Here is a 14,339-nt window from a genome sequence, read left to right on the forward strand (position 1 = left end):
GCGCACGTCGTGCCGCATGGGTGACGTCTGCGAAGTTTTCTTCCAACTGCTCGCACCCTTAATATCAACATTGCTTATTATTGCCACTTATTAATGTTGATATTTAATTAATGTTGTCAAACAGCAAATCGAGAATACTTTCGTCTCGCAAACCGCCAGCACCTTGATTCAAATCATAAAGAGTATTCTTTGTAAAAATTCCAATGAGAGCTTTTTGAGTCAGGATATACTATTTGCACCTGTAAAAAGTAAGGTCACGTTGCCTTATCATCTACGTGATAAATCAGGATTATCCCATGCCCCGGAATATAACGAAATTAAGAGTGCTCAGGAGAAGAAGATGCCTGAATTAACACCTTTTAAGGTGATGATTGTTGACGACCACCCACTCATGCGGCGAGGAATCAGTCAATTACTGCAGCTGGATAGCGCATTTGACGTAGTTGCCGAAGCCGGCGATGGCGCAAGCGCTATCGATCTGGCAAACCGTCTGGATCTTGATGTGATCCTGCTGGATCTCAATATGAAAGGCATGAGCGGACTGGATACCCTGAATGCGCTGCGTCGGGACGGCGTCACCGCGCAAATTATTATTCTTACCGTATCGGATGCCGCCAGCGATGTGTATGCCCTAATTGATGCCGGCGCGGATGGTTATTTACTTAAAGACAGCGATCCTGAAGTCCTGCTGGAAGCCATTCGCGCTGGCGCAAAAGGAGGTAAAGCCTTTAGCCAACGCGTCAGCGATTATCTGCGGGAACGGGAACTGTTTGGCGCCGAGGAAGATCCGTTCAGCGTACTCACCGAACGCGAGCTGGATGTGTTACATGAACTGGCTCAGGGATTATCGAATAAACAGATTGCATCCGTACTGAATATTTCCGAGCAAACGGTGAAAGTGCATATCCGCAACCTGCTGCGAAAACTTAACGTCCGCTCTCGCGTTGCCGCCACCATCCTGTTTTTACAAACACGCGGCATGCAGTAATCAGATATTGCCCGATGGCGCTACGCTTATCGGGCCTACAAGTCACGTGCATCAGTAGGCCGGATAAGACGCTTTGCGTCGCCATCCGGCATCTTCCACTCTTACTTCTCCTGCGGCGTTAGCTGCTCCATCGCCTGTTTGATGCTGCGCTCAATTACCGCCCGACGGGTATCATTGGCGGGCAATAATTTCAGCATCATCTCCCACGCCGCAACTGCCTCGCCGAAGCGCTGCTGTTCAAAAGCGTTAAACGCGTACATGCTGAGAACCCGCACGTTGGCATGTTCGCCGCGCACCAACTGGCGTAGCAGCTCCCCTCCCCGACGGTTATCGTCTGGATCGGAAGAACGGGTCAACGCTTCCGCATAGCCCAGCGCAGCATCGCTGTTTTTCGGATCCAGTCGGTACGCATTGGCATACGCTTCAGTCGCCGTACTGGCATTACCGAGAACCATGCCTATGCGACCAAGCATAATCCAGCCTTCAACGTTTCCGGCATCGGTTTGCAGCCGGGTGCGTAATCCCAGCGCCAGGCGCGCCATATCCTCTTCATTGAGCGGTTCAGCCTTTGGATCTAACGCCCGCTCCAGCAGCGCCGGGGCCTGTGCAGTCGCCTGCTGCCAGACCTGAACCTGCTTATAGTTGCCGGTTTCATAATAGCTCACTGCGCCAACCCCCAGCGCCACCACGATGCCGGGCACAAACAACCCGAACCCACCGCGCTTGCCATCCGGGATAACGTCGTCAGGAAACGCTTCCTGTTTCACCCGGACACGTCGGCGAGTACGGGCGAAAATAATCCAGCCACCCAGACCAATCGCGACCACCGGCATCACCCACAGCAGCACGGTCAGCGGCGTCAACGGCGGATCGTAAGTCACGAAGTTGCCGTAGCGCGCCACCATGTAATCGACAATTTCTTTCTGGCTTTTCCCTTCCTGCATCAGTTCGTAAACCTTCTGACGCAGATCGGTGGCAATCATTGAGTTAGAGTCAGCAATGCTGTTGTTCTGGCACTTTGGGCAGCGTAACTGTTCAGTGAGCTGACGGAACTGCTGTTCCTGCGCCTCATCTTTGAACTGCATCACGTCAATAGTGGCCAGCGCCGATCCCGAGATAACCAGCATCAGCAGGCCCAGAAAGAACCTCATTGCGCAGCCTCCTTACTGTATTTATCCCACAATGGTTTGATCTCACTCTCCCACACCCTGGCGTTTAAGTCGCCGGCATGGCGATAGCGAATAATGCCTTTACCGTCGATCAGGAACGTTTCCGGCGCGCCGTACACCCCAAGATCCAGACCAAGCATCCCGTCGCCGTCAAACAGGCTTAGCGCATATGGATTACCCAGCTCTTTCAACCAGACGATGGCTTTCTGACGGTCATCTTTATAGTTCAGACCCACCACCCGAATTCCCTGTGCAGAAAGCTGGTTCAAATACTGATGCTCAGCACGACAGGTCGGACACCAGGTCGCCCAGACGTTCAGCAATACCGGTTTGCCCTGCGTCAGCACATCGGCCTGATAATGCTGACCCGGATTTTCCAGCGATTCGAGGCGGAATGTTGGCACCGGTTTGCCAATCAGCGCCGATTCCAGATTCGTGGGATCGTCACCCTGCGCGTTACGCGCTAACTGCCACAGCAGCGCCGCCGCAATGATAAGAAAAATAATAAACGGAATTAACAGTGCGTTGCGCTTCATACAGCCTCCGACGCATTTTTTTGCACCGCAGCGCGAGGACGCGTGCGCTGGCGATAGCGTGGATCAAACAGGCAGAACAACCCGCCCAGCGCCATCAGCAACCCTCCGGCCCAAATCCAGCGAATAAACGGTTTATAGTACAGACGTACAGCCCATGCGCCGTTATCCAGCTCTTCGCCCAGCGCAGCGTACAGGTCACGCGTGAATCCGCCGTCAATTGCCGCTTCAGTCATCATTGAACTGGTGCTGTTGTAAAAGCGTTTTTCCGCATGCAGCGTGGCTTCTGGTTTACCATCTCGGGTAACGCCAATAATGGCGACACCGCCCCGGTAGTTAGGTCCGGTAATATCTTTCACTTCGCGGAACGTGAACTGATAGTTATGGATACTGACGCTATCACCCGCCTTCATGCGCACATCACGTTCAACGCTGTAGTTCTGGCTAAAGGCAATACCGACGATGGTAACAGCCAGTCCTACGTGACCTGAAACCATGCCCCAGTAGCTCGGCGTCAGCTTCGTGCCGCGCGAAATACGCAGGAACGCCTCGGACATCGCCAGCACGAATATCCAGCATGCCATTGCCATACCCACGACCGTCATGGCAGCGATGCGGTCTTCAAACAGCCACGGCAGCAGCAGCGACAGTACCAGCGTGGTGACAAACGCGACAATCAGTAGCGTTTTCAGCTTGCGCGGTCTGTCACGGCCCCAGCGCACCAATGGTCCAATCCCCAGCAACAACGCAAACGGCGCCATCAGCCAGGTAAACATGGTGTTGAAGAACGGCTCGCCAATCGAAATACTGCCCAGTCCAAGCTGTTTGTGCACCAATGGCAACAGCGTGCCCAGGAGCACCACCAGCATGGCAGCAATCAGCAGCACGTTATTACCCAGCAACAGCGATTCACGCGACCACAGCGCGTTATTAACCCGTGAGCGGACCTTGTGACCGCGCACAGCAAACAGCAGCAGGGAACCGCCGATAACCAGCACCATGAAGGCCAGAATAAACATCCCGCGTGACGGATCGGAGGCGAAGGCATGCACCGACACCAGCACGCCAGAGCGCACCAGGAACGTCCCTAACAGGCAAAGCGAGAAGGCGCAGATTGACAGCAGCAACGTCCAGGCTTTAAAGCTGGCGCGCTGTTCGGTCACTGACAGCGAGTGCATCAGCGCAGTCCCCACCAGCCACGGCATAAACGACGCGTTCTCTACCGGGTCCCAGAACCACCAACCGCCCCAGCCCAGTTCGTAATAGGCCCACGCAGACCCGAGCACAATACCCAGCGTCAGAAACACCCATGCAGCCAGCGTCCACGGACGCGAAAAACGGGCAAAGGTGCTATCCAGACGCCCGCTCATCAGTGCGGCAATCGCAAAGGCAAACGCCACGGAGAAACCGACATAACCCATGTACAGCAATGGTGGGTGGAAAATAAGCCCAGGATCCTGCAACAGCGGATTCAGGTCGCGGCCTTCAATAGGAAAATCTGGCAACGTGCGGGCAAACGGATTGGAAGTAAACAGGATAAACAGCAGGAAGCCAACGCTGACCATGCCCATCACCGCCAGTACGCGGGCGACGATATCCAGCGGCATCCGCTGGCTGAACAGCGCCACAGCGAACGTCCAGCCGCTCATCAGCAACACCCACAGCAACAATGAGCCTTCATGCGCGCCCCATGTCGCGGCGACGCGATACCAGACCGGAAGTTGCGTATTGGAGTTGCTGGCGACATAGGTCACGGTAAAGTCATTAACCACGAAGGCGTTTACCAGCACCAGAAACGCACCCATCACACAGATAAACAACACCCAGGCAAAGGGTCGCGCAGAGGCCATCATCCGGACATCGCCACGCGCAACACCCCACAGCGGATAAACCGACAGCAACAGTGCAACGCCAAGCGCAAGGCACAACAGCGCGTTGCCAATTTCAGGCATCATGACGTTTTATCCTTATAAACACTTTCCGGACGACGATGGTTTTCCTGCATCGCTTTTTCGACTTCCGGCGGGGTGTAATTTTCATCATGCTTGGCAAGGACCTCTTTGGCCTGCACATGATTTCCCTGATCCAGTTCTCCCTGAACAACGACGCCCTGCCCTTCACGGAACAGATCCGGCAGGATACCTTCATAGGTCACATCCACCACGCCTTCGGCGTCATAGATGCTGAAGTTAACTTTCAGCGACTGCGGGTCGCGCTTCACACTGCCCGGCATAACCATACCGCCAACGCGCAGGCGTTGACCGACTTCCGGCATCTGCTGAGTTTCGCGCTTGCCGTAGAGTATTTCTCCCGGCGTATAGAACAGATCGATATTGGAACGCAGCGCATAGAGCACCAGCGTGATGGTCAAAGCCAGGCCCGCCAGCACCGCACAGGCTATCCATAGCCGATTTTTACGTCGAATATTCACGCCGCCTCCCGTTGCACTTGCGCTGCACGCATACGCGCTTCTCTCGCCCGCTGCTGCGCCACACCGCGTAAGATTGCGCGATGCTGTAGTGCAGAATGCAGCACCAGCACCAGCAACGGAATTACACTCATGGCCACGGCCAGCCAGACATATAAGGCGTAACCGCCCATCGCGAAAAAATCACTCCATGATGCAAATGCAGGGGTCATTGGCGGCCTCTTTTTAAGATCAGTTCACTCACCCACGGGCGGCGTTTTTCCATCAATAAAATCAGATTACGCATGCGCATCAGCGCCAGCGTGACAAACAGGAGCAGATAGCCGACGATCGCCAGGCGCAGTGGCGTACGCATCGCCGGATCAATACTTTGCTGCATGCGGGTCGACCCCTGATGCAGCGTGTTCCACCACTCAACCGAGTAGTGAATAATCGGTAAGTTCACGACACCAATCAGCACCAGAATACCGGCAGCGCGCCCCGCCAGGCGGCGGTCATCAAAGGCATGCCACAGCGCAATGGCGCCAACGTAGAGAAACAGCAGCACCAGTTCAGAGGTGAGTCGGGCATCCCAGACCCACCAGGTCCCCCACATCGGTTTGCCCCATGCGGAACCTGTCACCAGTGCAATAAAGGTAAACACTGCGCCAACTGGCGCCATCGCCGCCAGCGCCAGATTGGCCATTTTCATCTGCCAGACCAGGCCGATAAACGCGGCAACCGCCATTGATGCGTAAATGCCCATCGACCAGATTGCCGCCGGGACGTGCAGATAGATAATGCGATAGCTCTGCCCCTGCTGATAATCCGCTGGCGCGAAGCCAAATCCCCAAACCCATCCTGTTACCAGTACCACTGCGCTGGCAATCGCCAGCCATGGAATAAACCAGCCACAGACCTGATAGAGACGTGGGGGCATCGCCAGTTGATGAAGTGTTTTCCACATAGTTCAGTCACCAGACTCAATAAATTAGTAAATTTCCGTTTTACCGGAGGGCGGCTTCGCCTTGTCCGGCACAAGTCATATCTGCGCTATTGCACGCTGATACGTAACGCCGCCGCCGTCGCAAAGGGACTTAACGTGGCGCTTCCTACCAGCAACGCGCCAAGAATCGCCATGTACCCTTCAACGGGTAAGTGCATCGAGGCGGCGTCCATCGCAGCGGTCGCAAAAATCAACAATGGAATGGTTAGCGGGAGTACCAGCACGCTCAACAGCACGCCACCGCGTTTTAACCCCACCGTCAATCCCACGCCCGGTGCGCCGAGAAAACCCAGCGTCGGCGTTCCAAGCAGCAACGTCAGCGCCATAATTTGCCAACCGTACATATCCATTCCCAGCAGCAATGCCACCAGCGGCGAGAGGATCAGCAGCGGCAAACCGGTTACAACCCAGTGCGCCATCACCTTCGCCAGCACCACGGCCGGTAGCGGCAATGGCAGCAGCATCAATTGTTCGAGGCTGCCATCCTGTAAGTCATCCCGGAATAAACGTTCCAGCGCCAGTAATGAGGCCAGCAATGCGGCAACCCAGATAATGCCCGGTGCGATGCGCGCCAGCAGCTGTGGCTCCGGCCCAATGCTCAGAGGGAACAACGTGATAACGATCAGGAAAAACCATAACGGATTGGCGATCTCTGCACTATGACGGAACGCAACCCGCAGTTCTAAACGGAAGATTTGCCACATCATTGCGCGGCCCTCTCGCTGGTCAGCGCAATACGTCGAACTTTATCGGTCTCAACACCCAGAGGCTGGTGCGTTGTAAGGATCACAATACCACCCTGCTCTGTATGCTGTGCCATGCGCTGAGTCAGTCGCTCAACGCCGTGCACATCAATTGCCGTAAAGGGTTCATCGAGGATCCACAGTCGCGCGCGGGTCAGCCAGAGGCGAGCCAGTGCCACGCGCCGCTGTTGTCCGGCGGAGAGTTGATTAACAGGAATATCTTCATATCCGGCAAGCCCTGCCTGCGCCAGTGCCGCCAGACAGTCGCCATCGTGATGGAAAAATCGCAGATTCTCCAACGCCGAAAGCCGGGTTTTTATCCCCGGCTGATGTCCGATCCACAGTAGTTCCTGATGGTAGCTGTCCCGCACCTGGTGCAGCGATTTCCCTTGCCAGCAAACCTCTCCGGCATCAGGACGAGCCAGCCCGGTAAGCAACCGCAGCAGGGTGGTTTTCCCTGCGCCATTGCTCCCGGTAATTTGTACCCATTCCCCTGCATCGACGCGAAATGACAGATCGCTAAACAGTATTCTGTCATCTCGCTCGCAGAGCAGTTCTCTGGCCTCAAGCATCCTGATTATTTACATCCTGTTAAAAGCCCGGTTTGACTTCGCGCATATCAGGCAGTTTGTGCGCTATCCCTTTATGGCAGTCAATACAGGTTTGCCCTTCTTTCACGGCCTGATCATGCATTTTAGCCGCTACGCCTTTCTGGGCGGTTAAATCCATAAACTCGAAGTTGTGACAGTTCCGACACTCTTGCGAATTATTGTCTTTCATACGCCGCCATTCATTTTGCGCCATCGATAAACGGTGGTCTTCAAATTTTTGCGGTGTATCTATTAACCCCAGTGCTTTCGCGTACAGCTCCTTGCTGGCCTTGATTTTGCGGATCATTTTCGGCCCCCACTCATGAGGGACGTGGCAATCAGGGCAAGTCGCGCGCACACCGCTGCGGTTGTTGTAGTGTACGGTTTCCATGTATTCCTGGTATACCGTGTTGCGCATTTCGTGACAGCTAATGCAGAACTCTTCAGTATTGGCCTTTTCCATACCGGTATTAAAGCCGCCCCAGAAAATAATGCCGCCCACAAAGCCGATTAACAACAGCGTGCCGAGCGCCAGACGGCTGGGGCGACGCCACCATTGCCAGACGCGCTTAATCCAGCCTGGTTTACGGTTAGAATTTTCCATAATGACCTCTTATTTCCCGTAACCTTTCGAGGGGGTGAAGGTATTTTCAACAATCGGCGCGGCGTCAGCCTGCGGGACATGACACTGCAGACAGAAGTAACGACGCGGGGCGACTTCAGCCAGTACCTTGCCGTTGCTGTCCATAAAGTGCGTCGGGCTGATGCGCGGTGCACCGGTGGTGCGGTAGCTTTCAACACCGTGACACTGCAGGCAACGGTTGGTATTGGTCGTCACCTGGTAACCGTCAACACTGTGCGGAACCATCGGTGGCTGATTCACATAATTCAGCGGCATACGCTCCTGCTCTTTCGGCATGCGAATCGCCCCTTCCTGTGTCCCTGAGACCTCCGGTGACTGGCTCAGATCCACTCCGTTTGCAGCCCAAACGGCCCCACTGACTACCAGGGCCAGCGCGGCTGTCCATTGACTCAGCGCTTTAATCAGGTCATGGCTTTTCATTGTTTCGCTCCCGAACTCCATCGCATTTACACTTCATCCTTTAAGCTGCCTCTTTGTTGGCTGCGCTCCGAAACCCCAGTCACATAGTTACTATGTTCCTGGGGAATTTCTCGCTTGCCGCCGCGATGCATCTCAAATGATTTTGTGTATCGTTATTGTAAAAACATCCTCAGAACAGACATCCACACAGCGACCGCAGGCCATGCAATCGCGACTGGTCACCTGCACCGGGCTTTGCTCATCCAGCACCGGCGCACGTAGCACATGCGGTTCCGGGCAAACATGAAAACAATCCATACAGCGGTTACATCTCTTACGTTCTTTTGCTGATACGGTTATTGCACCTTTACTGCCCAATGCGCCATACAGCGCACCCAGGGGGCAGAGATGTCCGCACCAGCCATGCTCAACGACCAGTAAATCAAATAAAAACAGCGCGAGAATAAGCAGCGCACCGCTGCCAAAGCCCATGACCAGGCTACGTCCCAGCAAAGAAACCGGGTTTATCCACTCCCACAGCAGCGTTCCTGTCAGGGCAGAACCGACCAGGATAACCACCAGCAGGACGTACCGTATATGGCGCGGCAGGGTCGCAGACTGATTCAGGTCAAACCTTCTGCGCAGCCAGCTCGCCAAATCAGTCACCGGATTCATCGGGCAGACCCAACTGCAAAACAGTCGCTTACCTGCAAGGGCATACAGAACCGTAATAATGGCGGCCCCTGTTAACGCGACTGTTGCTGGCAGGTGCCCGCTGGCCAGGCTTTGCAGGGTAATGAGTGGGTCGGTTAACGGAATGGTATCCAGCAACAGGCTGCTACTGTAATTACCATGCAGGATCCACACGCCAAGCCACGGACCGCTGAGGAACATCGCCAGAACCAGGAACTGGCTCAGGCGACGCAACACCAGCCAGCGATGGCTCTTCCACCACCCTTTTTTCGCTTGTGCTTCACGCCCCGCATCACGTTTACGATTTGCCATTGTTCCCCTCCAGCCAACCGAAGCGGTAATGGTGTCCTAACTCCCCTTTCGCCAGCGACAGCGGCAGCACTTTTATTGCCGGCTGCTCCAGTACGCAGACTTTTTCGCATTTCCCACAGCCAGTACAGGCATCGCTGTGCACGGTCGGAATAAACCGCGCATGCTTACCAGTACGCATGTTGCGGTCCAGCTCCAGGGTGATAGCCTCATCGATTTTCGGGCACTCGCGATAGCAAACGTCGCAGCGTAGCCCCTGATAGTTGAGGCAGTTTTCGTGATCCAGCAGAACCGCCAGTCCCATACGCGAATCGTCAATGGATGCAATTTCCCTGTCCAACGCGCCGCTGGGGCAGACTTTGGCGCACGGGATGTCCTCACACATTTCGCAGGGGATGTCGCGAGCGACAAAATAGGGTGTTCCGGCCGCCAGCCCGGAGGCCAGCGTTGCCAGTTTCAGCGTGTCATACGGGCAGGCCTGGACGCACTGGCCACAGCGCACACAGGCGCTGGCAAATGCGTCTTCACTCAGAGCCCCAGGCGGGCGCAGCCGCACGCCGGTTGCGCGTGCGGTTTGCTGTTGCAACCCCAGCGCCACGCCAACGACAGCCAGCCCGCCTGCTGCGCGAACCATATCGCGCAGGAAGCGGCGGCGGCCATTTTGGGGTTTTGCTGACCGGGACATAACGCGTTACACCTTCGCCAGTTTCACAGCGCACTTCTTGAAATCCGTCTCTTTAGAGAGCGGATCCGTCGCATCCAGCGTCAGGTTGTTCACCAGCTGTGCGGCGTCGAAGAACGGCATGTACACCAGCCCCTGAGGCGGACGGTTGCGGCCGCGTGTTTCAACAATCGAAATCACTTCACCACGACGGGATACCACTTTGACCTTGTCGCCACGGCGAAGATCGCGCGCTTTTGCATCCAGCGGATGGATAAACAGTACCGCCTCCGGGAACGCACGGTGCAGTTCCGGCACGCGGCGCGTCATGCTGCCAGTATGCCAGTGCTCCAGCACGCGACCGGTGGAGAGCCACAGATCGTATTCTTTATCCGGTGCTTCAGCCGCCGGTTCAAATGGCAGCGCGAAGATGACGGCTTTCCCATCCGGTTTGCCGTAGAACTTGTAGCTTTCTCCAGCCTTCACGTACGGATCGTTGCCTTCGCTGTAGCGCCACTGAGTCTCCTTACCATCGACCACTGGCCAGCGTAACCCGCGCGCCTTGTGGTAATCATCGAACGGTGCAAGATCGTGTCCGTGTCCGCGACCAAACCAGGCGTACTCTTCGAACAGACCTTTTTGCAGGTAGAAACCGAGTTCGCGAGATTCATCGTTCAGTTGATCTTCAGCCAGTTCGCTGACCGGGAATTTCGTTACTGCTGGCGTGGCGAACAGCACGTCATACAACGTCTTACCGCGTAGCTCGGGTTTCTTCGCCAGCAGTTCCTCCGGCCAGACGTCTTCCGTTTTGAATCGGCGGGCAAACTGCACCATCTGCCACAGGTCAGATTTCGCTTCGCCCGGTGCTTTAATCTGCTGGCGCCAGAACTGAGTACGGCGCTCGGCGTTACCGTAAGCCCCTTCTTTCTCTACCCACATCGCTGTTGGCAGGATCAGGTCGGCCGCCAGAGCACTGACCGTCGGGTACGGATCGGAAACGATGATAAAGTTGCGCGGATCGCGCCAGCCAGGCATGCGCTCTTCGTTGATGTTCGGCCCAGCCTGCATGTTGTTGTTACACATCACCCAGTAAACATTGAGCTTGCCATCTTTCAGTGCGCGGTCCTGCGCCACAGCATGCAGACCGATTTTCGCCGGAATGGTCCCCGCCGGAATATTCCAGTGTTTTTCACAGATATCGCGGTGTTTCTCGTTCGTCACCACCATATCCGCAGGCAGACGGTGAGAGAAGGTCCCGACTTCACGCGCGGTACCACAAGCGGAAGGCTGACCCGTCAGCGAGAATGGGCCGCAGCCTGGCTGAGAAATTTTACCGGTCAGCAGGTGCAGGTTATAGACCAGGTTATTAGCCCATACGCCACGGGTATGCTGGTTAAAGCCCATCGTCCAGTAGGAGATGACTTTCTTCTTAGGATCGGCATACAACTGCGCCAGCTGTTCCAGCTGATCTTTTGGCACGCCGGTCATTTCTGCAGTTTTATCCAGCGTATACTCCGCAACAAACGCTTTGTACTCTTCAAAACTGATCGGTTCCGAGGCATCGGAACCCGGGTTTTTCGCCGCTTTTTCCAGCGGATGGGTTGGACGCAGACCGTAGCCGATATCCGTCGCCCCTTTACGCAGGTTAACGTGCTTGCTAAAGAAGTCCTGGTTTATCGCATTGTTTTGAATGATATAGTTTGCGATGTAGTTGAGGATCACCAGGTCGCTTTGCGGCGTAAAGACGATACCGTTATCCGCCAGCTCAAAGCTACGATGCTGGAAGGTAGAGAGAACGGCGACGTTGACGTTAGGATCGGACAGACGACGGTTGGTGATGCGCGACCACAGGATCGGGTGCATTTCCGCCATATTAGCGCCCCACAGGACGAAAGCATCCGCATGCTCGATATCGTCATAACAGCCCATCGGCTCATCCATACCAAAGGTACGCATAAAGCCCACAACGGCTGACGCCATGCAGTGACGCGCGTTCGGATCGATGTTGTTTGAACGGAAACCGGCTTTGAACAGTTTTGCGGCAGCGTAGCCTTCCCAGATGGTCCACTGACCGGAGCCAAACATACCAATAGCGTCTGGCCCTTTCTCTTTCAGAGAGGTTTTAAATTTCTCTTCCATCACATCAAAGGCCTGGTCCCAGCTAATCGGGGTGAATTCGCCTTCTTTGTGATATTTGCCGTCTTTCATGCGCAGCATCGGCTGCGTTAAACGGTCTTTTCCGTACATGATTTTCGGCAGGAAGTAACCTTTGATGCAGTTGAGCCCACGGTTAACCGGCGCATCCGGGTCACCCTGACATGCCACAACACGCCCTTGTTGAGTGCCTACCAATACGCCACAACCGGTACCGCAAAAACGGCACGGGGCTTTATCCCATTTGATCGCTTCTTGCTGACCGACTACCGCACGGGCTACGCCCGGCACGCTTAACCCGGCAGCCGCCGCAGCGGCCGCAACGGCGTTAGCTTTCATAAAGCTACGACGACTGAGTTTCATGGTGTTTCCTCACCTTGCTCATCCTGCTGGTGATAAACCAGCGACACCGCCAGCACGCCCGCAACGTTGCGCACTGACTCAATTGTTTTCATTAGCGTTTCACTGTGCTCTGCTTCCACCACCACAATCAGTTGACCGCTTTCCACATCGCTGAGAGCAACTTCGCAACCCGGAAACGAACGTAACTGCGTAGCGATATCACTGATGTGCTGACTTTTGGCCTGAACGACCAGGCTGCAGACCTGCCAGTTAGTGTCCATGGTTGTACTCCGCATTAATGGCTGATACCGGACAGATAGCGACACACGCGCCGCATCCGTTACATGCCTGATTGTCGAGCTGTGGCTGATAAATACCGGACAGCGTGGGACGAAAGGTTATGGCCATGGGTTCACAGCTATCCTGACAGCGATGGCATTCAACGGACTGATGCGCGAGACAGTTGTCACCGATCGAAAAATTCAGATCCCATGCCCTGGTGTGGCGCGGAAGAAAAAGTGATTCGGGGCAGGCCTCTGCGCAGGCGTAACAAAAGCTGCATTCGCCGTGTTTGAAATTTACGCCTGGATAACCGCCCTGGCCTCGCTGCAGGATGTCGGTTTCACACGCCTGGATGCAGGCGTCACAACGGAGGCAATGAGCCAGAAAATGTGAGTCTTCCATGCTCCACGGCGGACGAATCCCATTGCTGGCTTTACGCCAACTGCCTGTCAACATGCCTCGACGGGATAAATCAACCATGACATTGTCCTTCCATAATGACGCTCTCCCTCGGCGGGTTGAACGACAATAAAAAACGCACTATTTATGAGTAGTTATTTTTAGCCGTAAGATATTTCAGGATGTGTTTGAGGTGCATACCCCAATTGGGGTAAATGCTGTTGCCGGATCAAAAGAGTGTTGAGTTGGCGGGAAAAAGTGCGCTTTTGCTCACATTTCAATGAGTTATATAATCAATTATATAACGAAAACATGAAACAGAGAATAATCTCACAATTAAGATAATTCCTGGTATTTATCGCTACACAACTTATAAACCTTTAATTAATGCACTTAAAATATAAGTAAATTTAGATTAATAGACGATATGAATATGCTAACCTGCCCTTGATACGTTCATAAGACAGAAGAAAGGAAACACTGTGAACAATAAGATGAAGACAATTGTCCCTGCCGTACTCCTTGCCGCCTTCGCCAGCACCTCTGTGTGGGCGACAACCACCGATGCCAGCGCTCAGCCGCTGGAAAAAGTCGCCCCTTATCCTAAAGCGGACAAGGGAATGAAGCGTCAGGTTATTCAGCTTACTCCTGAGAAAGATGAATCTACTCTGAAAGTAGAACTGCTGATCGGACAAACGCTGGAAGTTGATTGCAACAAACATCGCCTTGGCGGAGAACTGGACAGCAAAACGCTGGAAGGTTGGGGTTATGACTACTATGTATTCGACAAAGTTACGTCTCCGGTTTCAACCATGATGGCCTGCCCGGACGGCAAGAAAGAGAAGAAATTCATCACCGCGTATCTGGGTGAAGACGGTATGCTGCGTTACAACAGCAAATTACCGATTGTGGTTTACACCCCGGAAAACGTGGAGGTGAAATACCGCATCTGGAAAGCAGAAGATAAAATTCAGGACGCCGTCGTGCGATAAGTGAGAATGTGCCGGATGGCGGCGTACCG

Annotated in this window: 17 protein-coding genes; 2 read left to right on the plus strand and 15 right to left on the minus strand. The window is 54.5% G+C overall.

Features of this window, described 5'->3' with window-relative positions:
- Positions 1-340: 340 nt before the first annotated feature.
- Positions 341-988, plus strand: coding sequence for a nitrate/nitrite response regulator protein NarP (gene narP / locus AL515_RS16280; protein ID WP_061068186.1), 648 nt, complete (start codon positions 341-343; stop codon positions 986-988).
- 101 nt (positions 989-1,089) lie between these two features.
- Here narP and AL515_RS16285 read toward each other — a convergent pair whose 3' ends face one another.
- From AL515_RS16285 to napF, 15 genes are all read right to left on the minus strand, one after another.
- Positions 1,090-2,139, minus strand: a complete 1,050-nt coding sequence (locus AL515_RS16285) for a cytochrome c-type biogenesis protein CcmH (protein WP_061068187.1) — start codon at positions 2,137-2,139, stop codon at positions 1,090-1,092.
- Complete coding sequence (gene dsbE / locus AL515_RS16290; RefSeq protein ID WP_061068188.1) at positions 2,136-2,693, minus strand: thiol:disulfide interchange protein DsbE; 558 nt, start codon at positions 2,691-2,693, stop codon at positions 2,136-2,138. Before dsbE ends, AL515_RS16285 begins: the two co-directional genes overlap by 4 nt.
- Positions 2,690-4,645 (minus strand): heme lyase CcmF/NrfE family subunit, encoded by a 1,956-nt coding sequence (locus AL515_RS16295; RefSeq protein WP_061068189.1) that lies wholly within the window; start codon positions 4,643-4,645, stop codon positions 2,690-2,692. The genes dsbE and AL515_RS16295 overlap by 4 nt, the downstream gene beginning before the upstream one ends.
- On the minus strand, positions 4,642-5,121 hold the full coding sequence (ccmE, locus tag AL515_RS16300) for a cytochrome c maturation protein CcmE (protein ID WP_005129319.1): 480 nt from the start codon (positions 5,119-5,121) through the stop codon (positions 4,642-4,644). Before ccmE ends, AL515_RS16295 begins: the two co-directional genes overlap by 4 nt.
- Positions 5,118-5,330, minus strand: coding sequence for a heme exporter protein CcmD (gene ccmD / locus AL515_RS16305; protein WP_005129320.1), 213 nt, complete (start codon positions 5,328-5,330; stop codon positions 5,118-5,120). The genes ccmE and ccmD overlap by 4 nt, the downstream gene beginning before the upstream one ends.
- Positions 5,327-6,064: a heme ABC transporter permease gene (locus tag AL515_RS16310; protein ID WP_061068190.1), complete on the minus strand. Its 738-nt coding sequence runs from the start codon at positions 6,062-6,064 to the stop codon at positions 5,327-5,329. The genes ccmD and AL515_RS16310 overlap by 4 nt, the downstream gene beginning before the upstream one ends.
- Positions 6,065-6,150: 86 nt before the next feature.
- Entirely contained in the window at positions 6,151-6,810 is a 660-nt protein-coding gene (ccmB, locus tag AL515_RS16315; protein WP_005129323.1) for a heme exporter protein CcmB, read from the minus strand.
- Positions 6,807-7,424: a cytochrome c biogenesis heme-transporting ATPase CcmA gene (gene ccmA, locus AL515_RS16320; RefSeq protein ID WP_105242180.1), complete on the minus strand. Its 618-nt coding sequence runs from the start codon at positions 7,422-7,424 to the stop codon at positions 6,807-6,809. Before ccmA ends, ccmB begins: the two co-directional genes overlap by 4 nt.
- A gap of 13 nt (positions 7,425-7,437) precedes the next feature.
- On the minus strand, positions 7,438-8,040 hold the full coding sequence (gene napC, locus AL515_RS16325) for a cytochrome c-type protein NapC (protein ID WP_005129332.1): 603 nt from the start codon (positions 8,038-8,040) through the stop codon (positions 7,438-7,440).
- A gap of 9 nt (positions 8,041-8,049) precedes the next feature.
- Positions 8,050-8,499, minus strand: a complete 450-nt coding sequence (gene napB / locus AL515_RS16330; RefSeq protein ID WP_048212558.1) for a nitrate reductase cytochrome c-type subunit — start codon at positions 8,497-8,499, stop codon at positions 8,050-8,052.
- Positions 8,500-8,631: 132 nt separating this feature from the next.
- Positions 8,632-9,483 (minus strand): quinol dehydrogenase ferredoxin subunit NapH, encoded by an 852-nt coding sequence (gene napH, locus AL515_RS16335; RefSeq protein WP_048211126.1) that lies wholly within the window; start codon positions 9,481-9,483, stop codon positions 8,632-8,634.
- Positions 9,470-10,165, minus strand: a complete 696-nt coding sequence (gene napG / locus AL515_RS16340; RefSeq protein WP_048211125.1) for a ferredoxin-type protein NapG — start codon at positions 10,163-10,165, stop codon at positions 9,470-9,472. The genes napH and napG overlap by 14 nt, the downstream gene beginning before the upstream one ends.
- Positions 10,166-10,171: 6 nt before the next feature.
- Positions 10,172-12,658: a nitrate reductase catalytic subunit NapA gene (gene napA / locus AL515_RS16345; protein ID WP_048211124.1), complete on the minus strand. Its 2,487-nt coding sequence runs from the start codon at positions 12,656-12,658 to the stop codon at positions 10,172-10,174.
- The gene (gene napD / locus AL515_RS16350) at positions 12,655-12,918 is read right to left on the minus strand and encodes a chaperone NapD (protein ID WP_048211123.1); all 264 of its coding nucleotides are present in this window, start codon (positions 12,916-12,918) and stop codon (positions 12,655-12,657) included. The genes napA and napD overlap by 4 nt, the downstream gene beginning before the upstream one ends.
- Complete coding sequence (napF, locus tag AL515_RS16355; RefSeq protein ID WP_061068192.1) at positions 12,908-13,399, minus strand: ferredoxin-type protein NapF; 492 nt, start codon at positions 13,397-13,399, stop codon at positions 12,908-12,910. The genes napD and napF overlap by 11 nt, the downstream gene beginning before the upstream one ends.
- Before the next feature lie 413 nt (positions 13,400-13,812).
- On the opposite strand from napF, the gene eco reads away from it, so the two are divergent.
- Positions 13,813-14,310, plus strand: coding sequence for a serine protease inhibitor ecotin (eco, locus tag AL515_RS16360; RefSeq protein ID WP_048212557.1), 498 nt, complete (start codon positions 13,813-13,815; stop codon positions 14,308-14,310).
- Positions 14,311-14,339 lie beyond the last annotated feature (29 nt).

Origin of the sequence: Citrobacter sp. FDAARGOS_156 (assembly GCF_001559235.2) — a bacterium.
Lineage (GTDB): Bacteria > Pseudomonadota > Gammaproteobacteria > Enterobacterales > Enterobacteriaceae > Citrobacter > Citrobacter youngae.

Coding starts and splice junctions, on each gene's coding strand:
- narP (WP_061068186.1), top strand. CDS start 341: ATGCCTGAATTAACACCTTTTAAGGTGATGATTGTTGACGACCACCCA.
- AL515_RS16285 (WP_061068187.1), bottom strand. CDS start 2,139: ATGAGGTTCTTTCTGGGCCTGCTGATGCTGGTTATCTCGGGATCGGCG.
- dsbE (WP_061068188.1), bottom strand. CDS start 2,693: ATGAAGCGCAACGCACTGTTAATTCCGTTTATTATTTTTCTTATCATT.
- AL515_RS16295 (WP_061068189.1), bottom strand. CDS start 4,645: ATGATGCCTGAAATTGGCAACGCGCTGTTGTGCCTTGCGCTTGGCGTT.
- ccmD (WP_005129320.1), bottom strand. CDS start 5,330: ATGACCCCTGCATTTGCATCATGGAGTGATTTTTTCGCGATGGGCGGT.
- AL515_RS16310 (WP_061068190.1), bottom strand. CDS start 6,064: ATGTGGAAAACACTTCATCAACTGGCGATGCCCCCACGTCTCTATCAG.
- ccmB (WP_005129323.1), bottom strand. CDS start 6,810: ATGATGTGGCAAATCTTCCGTTTAGAACTGCGGGTTGCGTTCCGTCAT.
- napC (WP_005129332.1), bottom strand. CDS start 8,040: ATGGAAAATTCTAACCGTAAACCAGGCTGGATTAAGCGCGTCTGGCAA.
- napB (WP_048212558.1), bottom strand. CDS start 8,499: ATGAAAAGCCATGACCTGATTAAAGCGCTGAGTCAATGGACAGCCGCG.
- napH (WP_048211126.1), bottom strand. CDS start 9,483: ATGGCAAATCGTAAACGTGATGCGGGGCGTGAAGCACAAGCGAAAAAA.
- napG (WP_048211125.1), bottom strand. CDS start 10,165: ATGTCCCGGTCAGCAAAACCCCAAAATGGCCGCCGCCGCTTCCTGCGC.
- napA (WP_048211124.1), bottom strand. CDS start 12,658: ATGAAACTCAGTCGTCGTAGCTTTATGAAAGCTAACGCCGTTGCGGCC.
- napD (WP_048211123.1), bottom strand. CDS start 12,918: ATGGACACTAACTGGCAGGTCTGCAGCCTGGTCGTTCAGGCCAAAAGT.
- napF (WP_061068192.1), bottom strand. CDS start 13,399: ATGGTTGATTTATCCCGTCGAGGCATGTTGACAGGCAGTTGGCGTAAA.
- eco (WP_048212557.1), top strand. CDS start 13,813: ATGAAGACAATTGTCCCTGCCGTACTCCTTGCCGCCTTCGCCAGCACC.